We start from the raw sequence: 15,277 nt of genomic DNA on the forward strand, positions 1-15,277 counted from the left end.
TGCCATTCACCTGCCACTGCCCGCACAAACCCGGCTCTATCCGTGGCGGGATCAGGCATACTGCACGGATGTCCGATTTCGCCGACTTCCGAATCGAGGGGCGAGCGGCTCTGCTGGCGGGCCGGGCGACCCACGACAGCCCCATGGTGGAGGGCGCGAGGCGGTGGGGCGCGGCGGCCGTGCTCCGCCCCTGGGGTGAGGTGCTGGACCGGCTGGCGGCACTGGCCGCGACCATAGAGGCGCCGGGGCACTGGGTGCACGGCAGGCGGACCCTGCACGTCACGCTGAGGTCCCTGGAGCCCTATCGCGATCGGATCCCGGCCGGCGACCGGCTCCGCGCGGTCTACCGGGACGCCCTGGCCGAGGCCGCGAAGGGCGTCGGGCCCGCGCGGGTGCGGCTGGCGGGCGTGAGCCCCCATCCCGGCGGCGTCCTGGTCTGCGGCCATCCCGAGGACGACACGCTGGCCAGGCTGTGGAGGCGGTTCGCCCGCGCGATGGCCTCGCGCGGCGTGCGGGACCTGGAGCACGGACGCGTACGCGACCGCTGGTACGTCAGCCTCGTCCACTTCGCCGGCCCGCTCGCCGACCCCCGCCCGATCGTCGACTGGTGCGACGCCCACGCCGACGTCGACTTCGGCCTGGCCGAGCTGGACACGGCGGAGATCGTGCAGTTCGTGCTCGCGGACGCGGGCATCCACGTCAAGGCGCTGGAAGAGGCCCGGCTGGGCCGGGCGTGACGGCAGGGTGCCACCCGGGCCCCATTCCGAGGGTGACACCCCGCCGCCGGTCCAGGTCAGCCCAGCACCACCGCGGTGACGAACTGCAGCAGGTGCCAGGCCATATAAGCGCTCAGCGAGCAGAAGGCCCACTCCTTGCCCCGGCTGATCCTGGAGATCCACCGGAGCTCTTCCGCCGGCTCCCTGCGCGCCTTGAGGGTCCTGGTGACGAGGTACGCCGACATCAGCCAGGCCGCCCCCGAGCCGGCGAGCAGCCCCAGCGAGAGGGCCAGCAGGGTCGGGGACCCGCCGAGCAGGTCCGACGGCGGAAGCTGGCGGACCCAGGCGGCCAGCACGCCGGTGAGCAGGACAACCGTGATCCGCCTGTCCTTGCGCGCCTGGCGCTTGAGCCACTGAAGGTCTCGACGCAGATGGTTCTTGAGCATCCGGATCACCCCCGTTGGAGTAGCTGGTAGCACCAGCTAACGGAAATTTCCGGAGAAGATCTGCGACCTCACTTCCGAGATTTCACGACTTTTAGCGATATTTCAGGACGTGGGGCTGGTCCCGAGCTCGCGAAGATCCTCCGACACCCGCCGTACCTCGAAGACGTCCCCCACCTCCTCCAGCAGCCGCAGCGCCTCCCGCAGATAGCCGCCGGCCGGGCCCCGGTTGCCCAGCCTGGCCGAGATCAGGCCCAGCGCCCGCAGCGCGCACCCCAGATCCCGCCTCGTCCCGCACTCCAGATGGACGTCCCTGGCCTGGCGCGCGTGGACCAGCGCCTCCCCGGCCAGGCCCAGGTCCAGCAGCACCATGGCCAGCGTCGTGAGCGCCGCCGCCCACCGGTCCTTCGTGCCGGTCTCGTTCTGCAGCTCGACCGTCTCCCACGCGAGCTTCAGCGCCTCCTGCGGCTCGCCCGCCGTGTGCAGCGCCTGCGCCATCGACAGCAGCGCGCTGGCCCGGTTGTCCCGCAGCTCCTCCCTGATCGCCAGCGACGCCTTGGCCGCCCGCAGCGCGGGCTGGTGCTGCCCCAGCGACAGGTACGTGTTCGCCAGCGTCTCCTGCACGTCCGCCTCGGCCCGCCGGTTGCCCATGCCCTGCACGATGTCCAGGGCTTCGAGCGCGTACACGAACGCCACGTGCGGCAGCCCCTGCCGCCGCCGCACCCTGGCGAGCCGGTTGAGCATGCGGGCCTCCACCGGCTCGTCGCGGATCACCCGGCTGATCGCCAGCGCCTGGTTGAGGTAGTCGTCGGCCCGCAGGTAGTCGGACAGCCGCCAGTGCACCAGCCCGATGTCCCCGAGCGTCTCCGCCTTGCCCTGCTCGTGGTGGAGCTCCACCTGCACGGCCAGCGCCTGCTCGTAGTAGGCGAGGGCCTCGTCGTACCGGGAGCCGTTGCGCGCGATCCGGCCGAGCGCGCACAGGGCGCGCCCGCAGCCGTGCTGGTCGCCCGTCGCCGTGTACCCGGCCAGGGCCCGCTCGGCGTCCCGCTGCGCGTCGTGCGGCAACCGCAGCAGGTCGTAGATCTCGGCCAGGCAGAGCAGCGTCTCGGCCTCGGCGTGCTCGTCGCCCAGCTCGTGGCAGATCGACAGCGCCTCCAGGCCCTCGGACAGCGCCGCGTTCGGCTCGCCCAGGTTCCGCTGCACCGTGGCCAGGATGATCAGGCTCTGCGCCGTGCCCCTGCGGTCGCCGAGCTCCTCCCGCACCTCCAGGGCCTGCCCCGCGTGCTGCAACGCCAGCTCGTAGCGCTCCTGGGACACGTGCAGGCGCGAGAGCGTGTGCAGGCAGCTCGCCACCCCGGCCAGGTCGCCGATCTCGCGATAGAGGCCGAGCGCCTCGTCCGCGCACCGCAGGGCCTCCTCGTTGTGGCCCGCGATGCCGTGCACCTCGGCCAGGTCATCGAGCGCGCGGGCCCGCCCCTCGGCGTCGCCGAGCGAGGCGAACTCCTCCAGCGCCTCCCCGATGAACCTGGCCGCGAGCGTCGACGGCCCGATGTCCCGGTGGATCGAGCCCAGGTTGCTGCGCATGCGCGCGATCGCCCGCCGGTTGCTCACCTGCATCGCCGAGGTCAGCCCGGCCTGCTGGATCTCCAGGTTGATCTCGTTGTACCGCAGCTTCCTGAACGGCTCGAACACGGCCTCGGCCAGCCGCCAGGCCATCCCCTGGGCGCCGCTCTCCTCGGCCAGCCGCACGGCCGAGACCAGCGAGCGCCGCTCGGCCTCGAACCACTCGGGCGCCGTCGCGGGGTCCGTCGCCACCGCCAGGTAGTGGTCGAGCAGCCGGGCCCTGGCCTCCCGCACGCCTGCCTCGGCGTGCCTGCCCAGCTCCCTGGCCAGCCGCTTGACCAGGTCGTGCACCCGGTAGCGCGGGCCGGCCAGCGGTTCGACGAGATACGCCCGGTGCAGCCCCTCCACCGCCACCACGGCCTCGCTGACCGGGACGCCGAGCGCCGCGGCCAGCACCTCGGGCGTGAAGTCCCGGCCCGGCAGCAGCCCCACGTGCCGGAACGCCCGCCGCTGCCCCGGGCTCAGCGACTCGTACGCCAGGTCGAGCGCCGACCTGAACGCCTCCTCCGGATCGCCCACCAGGAGCGTGCCCGGCCTGCGCAGCTCCTGGACCCGCTTCTGCACGCTCAGCCCGGGGTTCTCGGCCAGCTTGGCCGCCGAGATCCGCAGCGCGAACGGATGGTACGTGCACACCCTGGCCAGCTCGGCCAGCGCGTCCCGGTCGGCGGCCCGCGGCGAGTGCTCTCCGAGCACGGCCACCAGCAGCGCCACCGCGTTGCCCGGGTCGAGGACCGGCAGGTCCATGAGGTCGGCGTGCCCGGTGGCCCGCAACGGCGCCATCCGCGTGCGGCTGGTCACCAGCACCACGCAGTCCTTGCCACCCGGCAGCAGCGCCCGCACCTGCGCCGGGTCGGCGGCGTTGTCGAGGATGAGCAGCAGCCTGCGCCCGGCGATCCTGCTGCGGTAGAGCAGCGTCAGCTCGGCCTCGTCGTCGGCGGGCATGTGCTCGCCGACCCCGAGCGAGCGCAGGATCTGCCCGAGCGCCTCGGCCGGGGTCATCGGCGGCTGGCTCGGCGACTGCCCGCGCAGGTCGATCACGATCTGGCCGTCGGGGAAGCGGCCGGCGTTCAGGTGCCCCCAGTGCGTCACCAGCGCGGTCTTGCCCACGCCGGGCAGACCCTGCACGATCATGGTGTTCGTCCGCCTGGGCCGCTCCAGCCAGGCGGTGAGCAGGTCCAGGCTCTGCTGGCGCCCGGTGAAGTCGGACACGTCGGCGGGGAGCTGGCGCGGCTTCGGCACCTCGCCGAGGGGCAGCGGCTCGGCGAGCGCCCCCGGCCTGGTCAGGAACGGCGTCACCCGTCCCTGCCACGGCTGCGACAGGTGCTCCCAGCCGCCCGCCAGGTCGCGCAGCGCGGACGGGTCCTCGATGCGCAGCCGCCGGTAGCCGGGCCGTACCAGCCAGCCCCGCTGGACCCACTGCGTGAGCTGGCGCTGGACCACGTCGGGGGAGCTGCCCACGAGGTCGGCCAGCGTCTCCATGGACAGCGGCGGCGCGGACTCCGAGGCCAGCGCGTAACGCTCGTCCAGGTGCAGCAGCCACACGGCCAGCCGGGCGGCGACGGGGGCGCGGGCCAGCGACTCGTGCCTGCGGGCGGCCACGTTCCTGGCGAACAGCTCCTGCACCAGCGTCGTGGCCACGGCCGGGCCGGCGGCGGCGTGCTCGCGCAGCCGGCGCATGTCGATGGGCCAGGCCCGCACCTCGGTCAGCGCGTCCACCTTGGCGCGCTCGGCGGGGTTCCAGAAGGCGAGCTCGCCGACGAGGTCGCCGGCGCCGCGCAGGTCGTGGATGGCCTCGCGCTCGCCCGCCGGGGTGTATTCGCGGGCGTAGCCGTGGTCGATGAGGTGAACCTGGTGGGCGGGCCGCAACGGCGAGCAGATGGTCTCGTTACGCCGGAAGACGCGGGGCCTGGCGCCCTCGTCCACCAACGACCGGAACAGACCCACCCCGACACCACCAATCTGGGGACGGCGGTGTCCTCGTATGACAGATGTGAAACAGCCTCAACGACAATTTGTCACATCGGCGGGTGGCTCTGTCAATGATCAGACGGCGGCGGTGTCCTGCCGGTCGGGGACGAAGCGGTAGCCGACGTTGCGGACCGTTCCGATGAGGGATTCGTACTCGGTGCCGAGCTTGGCGCGCAGGCGTCGCACGTGGACGTCGACCGTCCTGGTGCCGCCGAAGTAGTCGTAGCCCCACACCTCCTGCAGCAGCTGGGCCCGGGTGAAGACCCGACCCGGGTGCTGGGCGAGGTATTTCAGCAGCTCGAACTCCTTGAACGTGAGGTCGAGCACCCGGCCGCGCAGCCGCGCGGTGTAGGTGGCCTCGTCGATCGACAGGTCGCCGCTGCGGATCTCGTCGGGGACCTCCTCGGTCGCGGCCTGGGAGATGCGGCCCGTGGCCATGCGCAGGCGCGCCTCCACCTCTGCCGGGCCCGCGCTGTCGAGCAGCACGTCGTCCACGCCCCACTCGGCCGTCATCGCGGCCAGCCCGCCCTCGGTGACGATCACCAGCAGCGGGCAGTCGATGCCGGTCGTGCGGATCAGCCGGCACAGGCTCTTGGCCTGCACGAGCTCCTTCCGCGCGTCGACGAGGACCGCGTCGGCCGGAGGCGTGTCGATCAGCGCGGACGCCTCCGCGGGCGAGACCCGGACCGAGTGGAGCAGCAAGCCCAGCGCCGGAAGCACCTCGGCGGACGGCTCGAGGGCGTTGGTCAGCAGGAGCAGGTTGCTCATTACGGCCTCCTCAAACACGCAAGGACCCGGGGGCTACGTCGCCCAGGTCCCGTAGGTGAGGATATCCCACGAGTAGGTCGCGTCCATTGCGCGTCCACCAGGTGAACAGCGCGTCTCCCGAAACAACCTTGTTAAGGGCGGCGCACAATAGACCGGAAAGCGATAGTGAGGTGCCCATGGCCACGGGAAAGGTACGTTATTGGGCTGCGGCGAAGGAGGCGGCCGGAGTGGCGGAGGAGCCGTTCGACGCGGTCACTCTTGGTGAACTCATGACGAAAATCACACAGAATCGTGCGGATCTGGCGCGTGTGGTGAGACGTTGCTCGTTCCTCGTGGACGGCACCCCGGTCGGCAAACGCCCTCATGACGAGGTCGTTCTGGCCGACGGGGCGACCGTGGAGGTGCTGCCGCCGTTCGCGGGCGGGTGATGGGGCCCAGTGATTTGGCACGGTGTGGGGGAATGAGTGAGGCCAGTCGATAGGCTCTTGACCCCCGCCTCAGACAGGGAGCCCCATGCGGAAGCTGATCATTTTCCTGATCGTGCTGGTCATTCTCCTTGTCGCCGTCGACCGGGTCGCCGTGGCCGGCGTGGAGCGCGATCTCTCGAACCGGATCGCGGCCGCGACCGACCTCTCCGACAAGCCGACCGTGACAATTGAGGGCATCCCTTTTCTCACTCAGGCCATCTCCGGGCACTATCCGGAGGTACGGTTCGATCTCGGCACGCTCACCTACGGTGGCGTGCCGATCAAGAACCTCCGGGGCGCCGCCTACGACGTGACGGCTCCCCTGGCGGACGTCCTGCAGAACAGAGCCAACATCAAGGCCGGGCGCGTGGCCATCAGCGGCACCCTGACCAGGGCGACGATCGACAAGTACGCCCCCAGCGGCGTCAAGATCGGCGGCAACGGTGACCGGCTCACGGCGTCGGGCGAGGTGACGGTCGGGGTGCAGAAGGTGAAGTTCAACGCCGAGATGCGGGTCGAGCTGGTCGACGGCGGCATCAAGATCCAGGCCGAGAAGATCGAGGGAGTGCCCGACCAGCTCGCGTCGCTCGTCTCCTACACCATCAAGTTCAAGGGAAAGCTGCCCTTCGACGTGAAGGTGACCGGAGTCAAGAGCGTGGCCGAAGGATTGGAGATCTCGGCCGAAGCGTCTGACGTGCCGATCCGTGGATGACGCTGAACCGGACCGGCCCGACGTACGTGAAGAGGGTGTGAGCGCAGCCGGCACCGCGGACGAGGAACTCGTGAGGACCCTCTTCGACGAGCATGCCGGGCCACTCTACGGCTACGTCCTGCGGCTGACCGGAGACTCCGGGCGGGCTGAGGATGTCGTGCAGGAGACCCTGTTGCGGGCCTGGCGACATCCCGACGCCCTCTCGGGGCGGCCGGTGCGCGCGTGGCTGTTCACGGTGGCCCGCAATCTTGTTGTCGACCAGCATCGGGCCAAGAAGGCCAGACCGCAGGAGACCGGGGACGAGGCGCTGGCCGTCATGCCGGCGGACGACGACCTGGAGCGCGCCGTCGAGTCGTGGGCGGTGGCCGAGGCGCTGGCCGCGCTCAGGCAGGAGCACCGTGAGGTGCTGCTGGAGGTCTACTATCGGGGGCGATCGGTGAAGGAGGCGTCGGCGACGCTGGGCATACCGCCGGGCACGGTCAAATCGCGCACCTACTACGCGTTGCGGGCGCTCAAACTGGCCCTCGAGGAGCGGGGGTTGGCGCCATGATGACGTGCGAGGAGGTAAGGCTCGCCCTGGGAGCGCACGCGCTGGGCGCGCTCGACCCCGACGAGGCGCTGGAGATCGACAACCACCTGGCGACCTGCGAGGAGTGCGGCCGCGAGCTGCTCGACCTCGAAGGCGTGGCCTCCTTTCTTGGCAAGGTGTCCGAACGCGACGTGGAGCTGGTGGCAAGCCCGCCGCGGCAGGTGCTCGACCGGCTGCTGAACGCCCGCGCCAAACGGAACAGGCGCGGCCGGCTGCTGCTGGTGGCGGCCGGCTCCGTCGCGCTGCTGGGGCTCGGCGGCACGGTCGTGTCGGTCGTGAACAGCAGCGCGCAGCGGCAGGAGAGGGCGACCGCCGGGGCGGCGGCTCCCGTGTCCACCGAGGCTCCGAAGACGATGCAGGACTCGGCCTCCTCGGAGAGCGACCAGGCGCCGCTGAGCCGTCTGGCCGAGCCGTCGGCGACGCCCACCAGGCAGGCCAAGCGGCCCAGCAGGGCGCCGTCCGCGTCGCCGTTCGCGATGGCCGAGGGCCTGAAGTTCTCCGGCGTGAACAGGGCCGAGAAGTACTCCGCCACCGTGTCGGCCTGGCCCGGCGGCAGCGGCACGGAGCTGGACGTCAGCGTGCGGGGCGTGCCCGTCGACACGACCTGCAGCCTCCTCGTCGTGGCCACCGGCGGGCGGCACGAGCTGACGGAGAGCTGGACGGTCAGCCGCGAGGCGTACCAGGACAAGGCCGTCTTCAAGCGGTCGACCACGCTGCCCATGTCCGAGATCACCGCGTTCTACGTGGTCGACCGGAAGGAGAAGGTGCTGATCAGGATCCCGGTGCGGAAGTAAACGCGGGTGCCTGTGGTTGCATCTGGAGATGACTGGTTGGTGGGTGGCGCTGGCGACTCTGGCGCTCGGCTCTGTGATCGGGGTGGTTCGCCTGCGCCGCGACGGACGGGTGCGTGACACGGGTGGCGAGCGGCTGTCCGAGGCCGACCTCGGCGCCGGTCTGGGGGAGCGGGCGACGCTGGTGCAGTTCTCCACCGCGTTCTGCCAGCCGTGCCGGGCGACCAGGAGGATCCTGGCCGACGTCAGCGGGATCGTGCCGGGCGTGACCCACGTCGAGATCGACGCCGAGTCCCGGCTGGACCTCGTACGGCGGCTGGACATCATGCGCACGCCGACGGTCCTCGTGCTCGACACCAGCGGAAAGATCGTGAAAAGGGCCGCCGGCCTGCCCCGCAAGGCGGACGTCCTGGCCGCCCTCGCCACGGCCGTGTCGCCGCTGTCGTCTCACGAATCGTCTCACCAACCGGACGAGATGTGACAGATGACGAGACGCCGAGTAGTGTTTTCGGCATGAACCCAACGACAGAGCTGCTGACGAAGCGGCGCGCGGTTGATTTCTGCCGCGTGACCACCGCGCTCTGTCGCGCTGCCTGAGGACGATCCCGCGGACATCCGGTCCGCCCCGTCGACCCTTCAGGAGCATCCCGCGATGCGTGCCGACCCTAGAGCGCTGCGCTTCGGCGCGGCCATCACCACCCTGGTCCTCGCCCTCGTCCTGGTGACGGGGAGTGCCTGGCTTCTCGCTGTCCAGGCGATGGTCTTCGCACTCGGAGTCGTGTCGCGCTCGCCGTACACGATGCTCTTCAAGGCGCTCGTCAAGAGCGCCCCGAAGGAGACCGAGGACTCCCGCCCGCCGCGGTTCGCCCAGGCGGTGGGGTTGGTCTTCGCGGTCGCGGGCCTGGTCGGATATCTCACCGGGATCACGCCGATGGCCCTCGCGGCCACGGCTGCGGCTCTCCTCGCCGCTTTCCTCAACGCAGCCTTCGGATTCTGCCTTGGCTGCGAGATGTACCTGCTCATTCGCCGTCTACTGCCCGCCGCCAACATGGAGGTTTCCAAATGAGCCGCTCCGCCGCCCTGGTGGACGCCGACTGGGTCGAGGCCAACCTCGACACCCCCGGAGTCGTCCTCGTCGAGGTCGACGAAGACGTCAGCGCCTACGACAAAGGCCACATCCGTGGCGCCGTGAAGGTCGACTGGCGGCAGGACCTGCAGGACCCGGTGCGCCGCGACTTCGTGGACAAGACCGGTTTCGAGGCCCTGCTGTCGGACCGCGGCATCTCCAACGACGACACCGTCGTGCTCTACGGCGGCAACAACAACTGGTTCGCCGCCTACGCGTACTGGTACTTCAAGCTCTATGGCCACTCCAACGTCAAGCTGCTCGACGGCGGGCGCAAGAAGTGGGAGCTCGACTCCCGCGAGCTGGTTCGTGACGTGCCGGAGCGGGCCAAGACGCAGTACGTGGCGCAGGAGCAGGACACCAAGATCCGCGCCTTCCGCGACGACGTGGTCGCCGCCATCAGCAAGCTCAACCTGGTCGACGTGCGCTCGCCCGACGAGTTCACCGGCAAGCTGCTCGCTCCCGCGCACCTCCCGCAGGAGCAGGCGCAGCGCGCCGGCCACGTGCCCACCGCCCGCAACATCCCGTGGTCCAAGGCCGCCAACGACGACGGCACGTTCAAGTCCGACGACGACCTGCGCACGCTCTACGCCGAGGCCGGGGTCGACTTCGGCAAGGACACCATCGCCTACTGCCGCATCGGCGAGCGTTCCGCGCACACCTGGTTCGTGCTGCACGAGCTGCTCGAGCAGGACAACGTGAAGAACTACGACGGTTCGTGGACCGAGTACGGCTCGCTCGTGGGCGTGCCGATCGAGCTGGGGGAGGCCCGCTGATGACTACTGCACAGGGTTGCGGAGCGCCGGAGCAGACGATCACTCTGCCCGCCGGGATCGACCTGTCCACCCAGGCCGTGATCCAGGGCGTGGTGACCGGCGCCGGCACGGCGTACGCGCGTCTGCTCGACCACTCGGGCGAGTTCACCGGCGAGGTCGTGGTGTCCGACGAGGGCGTCTTCCGCTTCTTCGCCGCCCCCGGCGACTGGACCGTCCGCATCATCGCGGGCGGCGGCGTCACCCGGGACATCAAGGTGGAGGCGAAGCTGGGCGAGGTCTCCTCGCTCGCGGTCGCCGTCTGAGCCTGCTGACGTAAAAGACCCGCGTCCTTTCCGGACGCGGGTCTTTTCGCTGCAACGGATCCGGACGCGGCGGTGTTGTAGCCAGCGTGAGAGAAACCGACTGCCCCGACCCGGTGCGCAAGGCGCTGCTCGACGACCTCGACGAGGGGTTCGCCGAGCTGTACGGCGCCTACCGCGGCCTGGTCTTCTCGACCGCGCTGCGGCTGAGCGGTCGCTGGGCCGACGCCGAGGATCTCACCGCGGAGGCGTTCCTGCGCGCGTACCGGGCGCTGGCCGGATACGAGCGCGACCGCATCGCCACCCTCCAGCCGAGGGCCTGGCTGATGACGATCCTGATGAACATCTGGCGCAACTGCGCCAGGACCAGGTCCCGCAAGCCGCCACCGGAGCTGCAGGACCAGCCTGTGGAGGAAGCCGACCCCCGTCAGGACGTCGAGGAGGCCGCGGTGCGCCGCGAGACCGGCGACGAGCTGGCCGGGCTGCTCGGCCTGCTGCCCGAGGAGCAGCGGGTCGCGGTGGTGCTCAGGCACGTCGTCGACCTGCCGGTCAGCGAGATCGCCACCGTGCTCAGGATCCCCCAGGGCACGGTCAAGTCGCACGTGTCGCGGGGACTGCGGCGGCTGCGCGCACTGGGAGGTGCCCGATGACCCATGATCCACTGCTGGCCGGGCTGGCGGCGCTGGCCGCCGACGCGCCCGAGGGACTGCTCGACCGGATCGCGGCCCGCTGGGTACGCGTCCCGAGCCCGATCGGGGAGCTGCGCGTCGCGTTCACCGACCAGGGCGTGGCCTACGTGCACCCGGGCGACGGGTTCGCCGAGGCGTTCAGGGGGCGCTTCGCCCGCCCGCTGCTGCCCGCCGAACGTCCGCCCGCCGGGCTGCTGCCCGCGCTGCGCACGGGGCGGCTGGGCCGCCTGCGGCTGGACCTGCGGGGGATGAGCGACTTCCAGCGTGACGTGCTGGAGACGGCCCGTACGATCCCGCGCGGCGAGGTCAGGCCGTACTCGTGGATCGCGGAGCGGATCGGCAGGCCCGGGGCGGTGCGCGCGGTGGGCACGGCGCTCGGCCGCAACCCCGTGCCGCTGCTCGTTCCGTGCCACCGCGTCACCCGGTCGGACGGCGTCGTGGGGGACTACGTGTTCGGCTCGGCGGCCAAGGAGCGGCTGCTGCTGGCCGAGGGCGTCGACCTGGACCGGGTCCGGGAGCTGGCCGGGGACCGGGTGTTCTACCTGGCCAGCGACACCACGGGCGTGGTGTGCTTCCCGACCTGCCACAACGCCCGGCGCATCACGCCGCGGCACCGGCACGGCTTCCGCACCATCGCCCAGGCCAGGGCCGCCGGCTACCGGCCGTGCCGCACCTGCCGGCCCGCCAGCGCCTAAGGCTTGATCGGGTAGCGCATGAGGAGCGTGGCGCGTACGACGTCGGGGCCGTGCGCGCGGTAGCCGTGCGGCACGTCGGAGATCCACGAGATGTGGTCGCCCGGCCCGGCCGTGAGCGGCTCGCGCATGGGGCCCGCGCTGAGCGTGCCGGTGAAGACCGTGACGTGCTCGCTCACGCCCTCGTGGTGGGCGGGCGAGGTCTGGGTGAGGCCCGGCGGGACGATCACGCGGTAGAGCTCGTACGTGACCCGGTCGTCCTCGAACACCTCCAGCAGCTCCGCCTCCATCGCCCTGCCCCGCATGATCTGCGGCTCGGGCGGCGCGTCGAGTATCGCCCCGATCGGCACCCCGAGCTGCGCGGTGATCGCCCAGAGCGTCTCCGCCGTCGCGTCGATCTTGCCGGTCTCGACGTCCGACAGCGTCTCCCTGTCGATGCCCGCGCGCTTGGCGAGCTCCGACAGCGACACGCCGCGCTCGTGCCGCAGCCGCCGGAGGCGATCTCCCACGACGTGGGGGTCGGCGTCGAGTGCGGGCCGCGGCTCCATAGAACAATCGCACGCGCCCCGCTTCGGGACCGCCATTTCCCCGCCGATAATTCTTTTGTCACTGCCCAGGGACCACACCCGCACTGGCACGCGGAGCATCGCGCATTCCGGGGTTGCTGCTGCGACACATGGGACAGACCGATACGATTCTGCAGATGTCCGGTTCGACAGGTGTGGCGGCGCCTCCCCGACCTGGGCCTACGCCGGCTCAGGGGATGCCGTCGCCGTATTCGCTGCCCCTGCACGCCCTACGGCTGGCGGGGAAGTGCGCCCTGCCGCTGATCCTCTGGTACGCCGCCGGTCAGCTGACCCGCTTCGTCCTGCTCTACGCAGCCACGGAGGTCGCCTACGGCGACTTCAGGCAGGTCCGCCTGGTCCTCGTGATGACGCTGCTCACGTTGATCATTCTAGCGGCGATGACGGTCACCGCCGGCATGCTCTACTCGCTGCGCAACGCCCTGTGGGAGATGCGCGCGAGGACCGAGGAGGGTGTGCAGGACGAGCGCTTCTTCCGGGTGCTCGACCGGGTGGCCCCGGCCTTCGCCGTGCTCTACCTGGCCTGGGGATTCCATACGGAGGATGCCAGGGACGTCTACCAGATGGATCTGTTCCACCACATCTACGACCAGACGGAGGCGTCCTTCTTCGGGGAGCAGTCCCAGGTCGGCCATGGACTCACGGACCTCGACTGGCGGGTGTCGCTAGGGGCGATGGCCGCCATGTTCGGGTTGAAGCTGCTCTTCGCCAAGCTCCTCGAGAAGACCGAGGGCAACGGCAAGTTCTACGGCTTCTGCGCGGCCTTCTCGGAGTTCGCCTTCGTCTTCTACGGCCTGAACGCCACCCTCTACATCGGCACCGCGCGCTCCGACTGGGTCGAGCACCGCAACGTGGTGGCCGACACGGAGGAGCTCTTGGCCGAGGCGCAGAAGAACGTGCCGTTGTGGGAGTCCGTCACCGGCTTCTTCGGCGACGCCTGGCCGTTCTTCCTCGACGCCGTGGCCGTTCCGCTGGCCTGGCTCACCGTGGCGATGCTCGTCTTCGGTTCCTACTCCGACGAGACCCGCGCCCTGGTCAAGGGCACCCGCCTGGAGAAGAGCGTGGACCGGCTGGAGGGCGCCCACGACCTCACGCAGAAGTCGTTCGACCAGCTCACCGGCGGGTTCAGGGACCGCTGGCTGCCGCTGGCCAACTCCCTGCGGATGGTGGGCAAGGCCGGCCTCCCGCTGTTCGGCATGATGTGCCTGTGCTACGTGGGCCTGCTGGTCGGCGGAGAGTACGCCGAGCGGGGGCTGCGGTGGCTCATCGGCACCCAGCGGGAATGGGTGTGGGAGTTCCAAGGGCCGCCGCTGAGCTTCCTGCGCGAGACGGTCGTGGCCGTGCTCACGATGGCGCTGCTGGCGGCCACGTACGACCTCGCGGCCACCAGGGCGCGCCTCAGGGGCGAGCCGTTCGAGGACGTCTGAGCCGGCGGCACCCGGGCGGTCGCCGGCCGCGACCGCTCAGCGCCGCCTGAACCGCAGGACGTCGACGTCGTCCTCGAGCTTGGCCACGGTGTCGCGCTTGAAGAGGTCCGCCGTGGGCGTGTCAGAACGGTAGTTGCTCGGCCTGAAGGACAGCTCGACCTCGTCCGCCACCGCGGTCGGCACCACCGCCGCCGCCAGGATCTTGTACTCCTTGCCGACCTCCAGCCGGTCCGTCGGCCGGTCGCTCTGCGGGTCGACGCTCACGACCCAGCTGCGGCCGGCGCGGTCCTCCAGCTTGGCGTCCTCGAACAGGCCGGTCTTGGTGGCGCTGCCCTCGTCGAGGATCTTCTTGGTGATGTCCACCCTCAGCGCGGTCACCTCGGGGCCGTACTGGAGGTTGTCGGGCATCTTGATGCGGGTGACCGTGGCCCGCCACTCGATGTTCTTCACCTTGCCCGCCTGACCGGCGGGGACGACGGTCTCCTTGGTCTCCTTGGTGGTGGTCTTCTCGTAGAAGAGGTAGCCGTCGTACGACTGGGCGCCCATGGTGACCAGCGACACGACGACGGCGGCCACGGCGACCAGCACGGTGCGCTTCTTGCGTCCTCGCGGGGCGGCGGCCTGACGCGGCCCGGGCGGGGCCTCCTGCGGGGTGTCAGGCGGCGTCTCCGGCGCGGGCGCCTGGTGGGCCGCGGGTTCCTGATCGGGGACCTGCCGGCGCGGGAGGGGCGTCCCGGGGCCCTGCTGCGGCGACACGGGCATGGCGGCCGGGACGGCAGGCAGCGGCTGCGTGGCGCCGCCCACGGGCTCGCGGGGGGCCGGAGGCCACACCTGCTGGTCGGCCTGGGCCGCGTGCCGGGCGCGGGACTGGGGCGGGGTGGGACGAGGGGGCAGCCCCGGCCTCTGCACGGGGCCGCCCTGCGCGTGCGCGGGGCCCTGGCCGTGCGCGGGGCCCTGGCCGTGCGCCGGGCCTCGCGCGTGTGCCGGGCCTTGCCCACGGGCAGGGCTCTGGCCGGGCGCCGGGCCCGGGCCGTGCGGCTGGCCCTGGGTGTGCGGCTGGCCCTGGGCGTGTGCGGGGCCTCGGGCGTCCGCCGGGCTTTGGGCGTGTGCGGGTCCCTGGGCGTGTGCGGGTCCCTGGGCGTGTGCGGGTCCCTGGGGGTGCGCGGGGCCTTGGTGGGGGTACGTGGGGCCCTGTGGCGCGCTGGGCCACTCCAGAGCCTCCTGCGGCGGGCTGGGCCGGCCCATCGGCTCCCGGGGCGTCTCCGGCCACCCCATCGCCTCCTGCGGCCCACTCGGCCGTCCCTCCAGCGCGTCGTAACCCGGTGGCGGCGTTCCACGACTGCCACGGACGGGCAGGCCGCCCGCGGACGGCACCCGGGGGACCGGTGCCGTCTCTTCGCCGAGCAGGTCCTGATCGAGGCTCGGGCCGTGCTCAGGAGGCAAGCCGGGCCCGGAGTGCCGCCCGGGGCCGGGCGGCGGGGCGCCGCGGCCGGAGTGGGCGCCGAGACCCGGCGGCGGCTCCTGGCTGGGCGGGGGCGGGGCCGGATCGTCCTCGCGCCGCGGGTCGTTCCTGGGCGAGAACCAGTCGCGCTCGTTCGTGCTCATGC

The 15,277-nt window shown here is 71.3% G+C and carries 17 protein-coding genes; 12 read left to right on the plus strand and 5 right to left on the minus strand.

The genetic code is table 11. From position 1 onward, the window contains the following. Positions 1-68: 68 nt before the first annotated feature. Positions 69-737, plus strand: a complete 669-nt coding sequence (locus ACFKCF_RS52155) for a 2'-5' RNA ligase family protein (RefSeq protein ID WP_394503651.1) — start codon at positions 69-71, stop codon at positions 735-737. A 56-nt stretch (positions 738-793) separates the two neighbouring features. Here the strand turns inward: ACFKCF_RS52155 and ACFKCF_RS52160 are convergent, their stop codons facing one another. The 3 genes from ACFKCF_RS52160 to ACFKCF_RS52170 form a co-directional block, all read right to left on the minus strand. After that, complete coding sequence (locus ACFKCF_RS52160) at positions 794-1,162, minus strand: hypothetical protein (RefSeq protein WP_394503653.1); 369 nt, start codon at positions 1,160-1,162, stop codon at positions 794-796. Positions 1,163-1,264: 102 nt separating this feature from the next. After that, positions 1,265-4,726, minus strand: coding sequence for a tetratricopeptide repeat protein (locus tag ACFKCF_RS52165; RefSeq protein ID WP_394503655.1), 3,462 nt, complete (start codon positions 4,724-4,726; stop codon positions 1,265-1,267). Between the two features lie 99 nt (positions 4,727-4,825). Beyond that, positions 4,826-5,518, minus strand: a complete 693-nt coding sequence (locus ACFKCF_RS52170; RefSeq protein ID WP_185070386.1) for a response regulator transcription factor — start codon at positions 5,516-5,518, stop codon at positions 4,826-4,828. A gap of 176 nt (positions 5,519-5,694) precedes the next feature. Here ACFKCF_RS52170 and ACFKCF_RS52175 point away from each other — a divergent pair, with 176 nt between their 5' ends. The 10 genes from ACFKCF_RS52175 to ACFKCF_RS52220 all read left to right on the plus strand — a co-directional run bounded on the left by ACFKCF_RS52175 (position 5,695) and on the right by ACFKCF_RS52220 (position 11,662). Then, the gene (locus ACFKCF_RS52175; protein ID WP_394503657.1) at positions 5,695-5,946 is read left to right on the plus strand and encodes a MoaD/ThiS family protein; all 252 of its coding nucleotides are present in this window, start codon (positions 5,695-5,697) and stop codon (positions 5,944-5,946) included. Between the two features lie 85 nt (positions 5,947-6,031). Further along, positions 6,032-6,697 carry a DUF2993 domain-containing protein gene (locus ACFKCF_RS52180; protein ID WP_394503659.1) on the plus strand — a complete coding sequence of 222 codons (666 nt, stop codon included), beginning with the start codon at positions 6,032-6,034 and terminating at the stop codon, positions 6,695-6,697. 37 nt (positions 6,698-6,734) lie between these two features. Then, positions 6,735-7,247: a sigma-70 family RNA polymerase sigma factor gene (locus ACFKCF_RS52185; RefSeq protein ID WP_192789752.1), complete on the plus strand. Its 513-nt coding sequence runs from the start codon at positions 6,735-6,737 to the stop codon at positions 7,245-7,247. Beyond that, positions 7,244-8,080, plus strand: coding sequence for an anti-sigma factor family protein (locus ACFKCF_RS52190; RefSeq protein WP_394503661.1), 837 nt, complete (start codon positions 7,244-7,246; stop codon positions 8,078-8,080). The genes ACFKCF_RS52185 and ACFKCF_RS52190 overlap by 4 nt, the downstream gene beginning before the upstream one ends. A 28-nt stretch (positions 8,081-8,108) precedes the next feature. After that, positions 8,109-8,558 carry a thioredoxin family protein gene (locus tag ACFKCF_RS52195; protein WP_394503663.1) on the plus strand — a complete coding sequence of 150 codons (450 nt, stop codon included), beginning with the start codon at positions 8,109-8,111 and terminating at the stop codon, positions 8,556-8,558. A 171-nt stretch (positions 8,559-8,729) separates the two neighbouring features. Next, complete coding sequence (locus tag ACFKCF_RS52200; protein ID WP_394503665.1) at positions 8,730-9,143, plus strand: DUF4395 domain-containing protein; 414 nt, start codon at positions 8,730-8,732, stop codon at positions 9,141-9,143. Then, entirely contained in the window at positions 9,140-9,979 is an 840-nt protein-coding gene (locus ACFKCF_RS52205; RefSeq protein ID WP_364850206.1) for a sulfurtransferase, read from the plus strand. Before ACFKCF_RS52200 ends, ACFKCF_RS52205 begins: the two co-directional genes overlap by 4 nt. Further along, entirely contained in the window at positions 9,979-10,281 is a 303-nt protein-coding gene (locus ACFKCF_RS52210) for a DUF1416 domain-containing protein (protein ID WP_192789757.1), read from the plus strand. The genes ACFKCF_RS52205 and ACFKCF_RS52210 overlap by 1 nt, the downstream gene beginning before the upstream one ends. An 86-nt stretch (positions 10,282-10,367) precedes the next feature. After that, positions 10,368-10,928 carry an RNA polymerase sigma factor gene (locus tag ACFKCF_RS52215; RefSeq protein WP_394503667.1) on the plus strand — a complete coding sequence of 187 codons (561 nt, stop codon included), beginning with the start codon at positions 10,368-10,370 and terminating at the stop codon, positions 10,926-10,928. Then, positions 10,925-11,662: a methylated-DNA--[protein]-cysteine S-methyltransferase gene (locus ACFKCF_RS52220; RefSeq protein ID WP_394503669.1), complete on the plus strand. Its 738-nt coding sequence runs from the start codon at positions 10,925-10,927 to the stop codon at positions 11,660-11,662. Before ACFKCF_RS52215 ends, ACFKCF_RS52220 begins: the two co-directional genes overlap by 4 nt. Here the strand turns inward: ACFKCF_RS52220 and ACFKCF_RS52225 are convergent. Further along, a complete protein-coding gene (locus tag ACFKCF_RS52225) occupies positions 11,659-12,207 on the minus strand; it encodes a helix-turn-helix domain-containing protein (RefSeq protein WP_394503671.1) in 549 nt (182 codons plus the stop codon). The genes ACFKCF_RS52220 and ACFKCF_RS52225 overlap by 4 nt on opposite strands. 215 nt (positions 12,208-12,422) lie before the next feature. Between ACFKCF_RS52225 and ACFKCF_RS52230 the strand changes: the two genes are divergently transcribed. After that, on the plus strand, positions 12,423-13,670 hold the full coding sequence (locus tag ACFKCF_RS52230; RefSeq protein ID WP_394503673.1) for a hypothetical protein: 1,248 nt from the start codon (positions 12,423-12,425) through the stop codon (positions 13,668-13,670). Positions 13,671-13,706: 36 nt separating this feature from the next. On the opposite strand, the gene ACFKCF_RS52235 is transcribed toward ACFKCF_RS52230, so the two are convergent. Further along, positions 13,707-15,275, minus strand: a complete 1,569-nt coding sequence (locus ACFKCF_RS52235) for a hypothetical protein (protein ID WP_394503675.1) — start codon at positions 15,273-15,275, stop codon at positions 13,707-13,709. Positions 15,276-15,277: the final 2 nt, after the last annotated feature.

The organism is Nonomuraea sp. JJY05, assembly GCF_043496855.1.
Taxonomy (GTDB): Bacteria; Actinomycetota; Actinomycetes; order Streptosporangiales; family Streptosporangiaceae; genus Nonomuraea.

What these genes read in the sequence shown, in the direction of transcription:
- ACFKCF_RS52155 (WP_394503651.1), top strand. Translation starts at nt 69, where the DNA reads ATGTCCGATTTCGCCGACTTCCGAATCGAGGGGCGAGCGGCTCTGCTG.
- ACFKCF_RS52160 (WP_394503653.1), bottom strand. Translation starts at nt 1,162, where the DNA reads ATGCTCAAGAACCATCTGCGTCGAGACCTTCAGTGGCTCAAGCGCCAG.
- ACFKCF_RS52170 (WP_185070386.1), bottom strand. Translation starts at nt 5,518, where the DNA reads ATGAGCAACCTGCTCCTGCTGACCAACGCCCTCGAGCCGTCCGCCGAG.
- ACFKCF_RS52175 (WP_394503657.1), top strand. Translation starts at nt 5,695, where the DNA reads ATGGCCACGGGAAAGGTACGTTATTGGGCTGCGGCGAAGGAGGCGGCC.
- ACFKCF_RS52180 (WP_394503659.1), top strand. Translation starts at nt 6,032, where the DNA reads ATGCGGAAGCTGATCATTTTCCTGATCGTGCTGGTCATTCTCCTTGTC.
- ACFKCF_RS52190 (WP_394503661.1), top strand. Translation starts at nt 7,244, where the DNA reads ATGATGACGTGCGAGGAGGTAAGGCTCGCCCTGGGAGCGCACGCGCTG.
- ACFKCF_RS52195 (WP_394503663.1), top strand. Translation starts at nt 8,109, where the DNA reads ATGACTGGTTGGTGGGTGGCGCTGGCGACTCTGGCGCTCGGCTCTGTG.
- ACFKCF_RS52200 (WP_394503665.1), top strand. Translation starts at nt 8,730, where the DNA reads ATGCGTGCCGACCCTAGAGCGCTGCGCTTCGGCGCGGCCATCACCACC.
- ACFKCF_RS52205 (WP_364850206.1), top strand. Translation starts at nt 9,140, where the DNA reads ATGAGCCGCTCCGCCGCCCTGGTGGACGCCGACTGGGTCGAGGCCAAC.
- ACFKCF_RS52210 (WP_192789757.1), top strand. Translation starts at nt 9,979, where the DNA reads ATGACTACTGCACAGGGTTGCGGAGCGCCGGAGCAGACGATCACTCTG.
- ACFKCF_RS52220 (WP_394503669.1), top strand. Translation starts at nt 10,925, where the DNA reads ATGACCCATGATCCACTGCTGGCCGGGCTGGCGGCGCTGGCCGCCGAC.
- ACFKCF_RS52225 (WP_394503671.1), bottom strand. Translation starts at nt 12,207, where the DNA reads ATGGAGCCGCGGCCCGCACTCGACGCCGACCCCCACGTCGTGGGAGAT.
- ACFKCF_RS52230 (WP_394503673.1), top strand. Translation starts at nt 12,423, where the DNA reads ATGCCGTCGCCGTATTCGCTGCCCCTGCACGCCCTACGGCTGGCGGGG.
- ACFKCF_RS52235 (WP_394503675.1), bottom strand. Translation starts at nt 15,275, where the DNA reads ATGAGCACGAACGAGCGCGACTGGTTCTCGCCCAGGAACGACCCGCGG.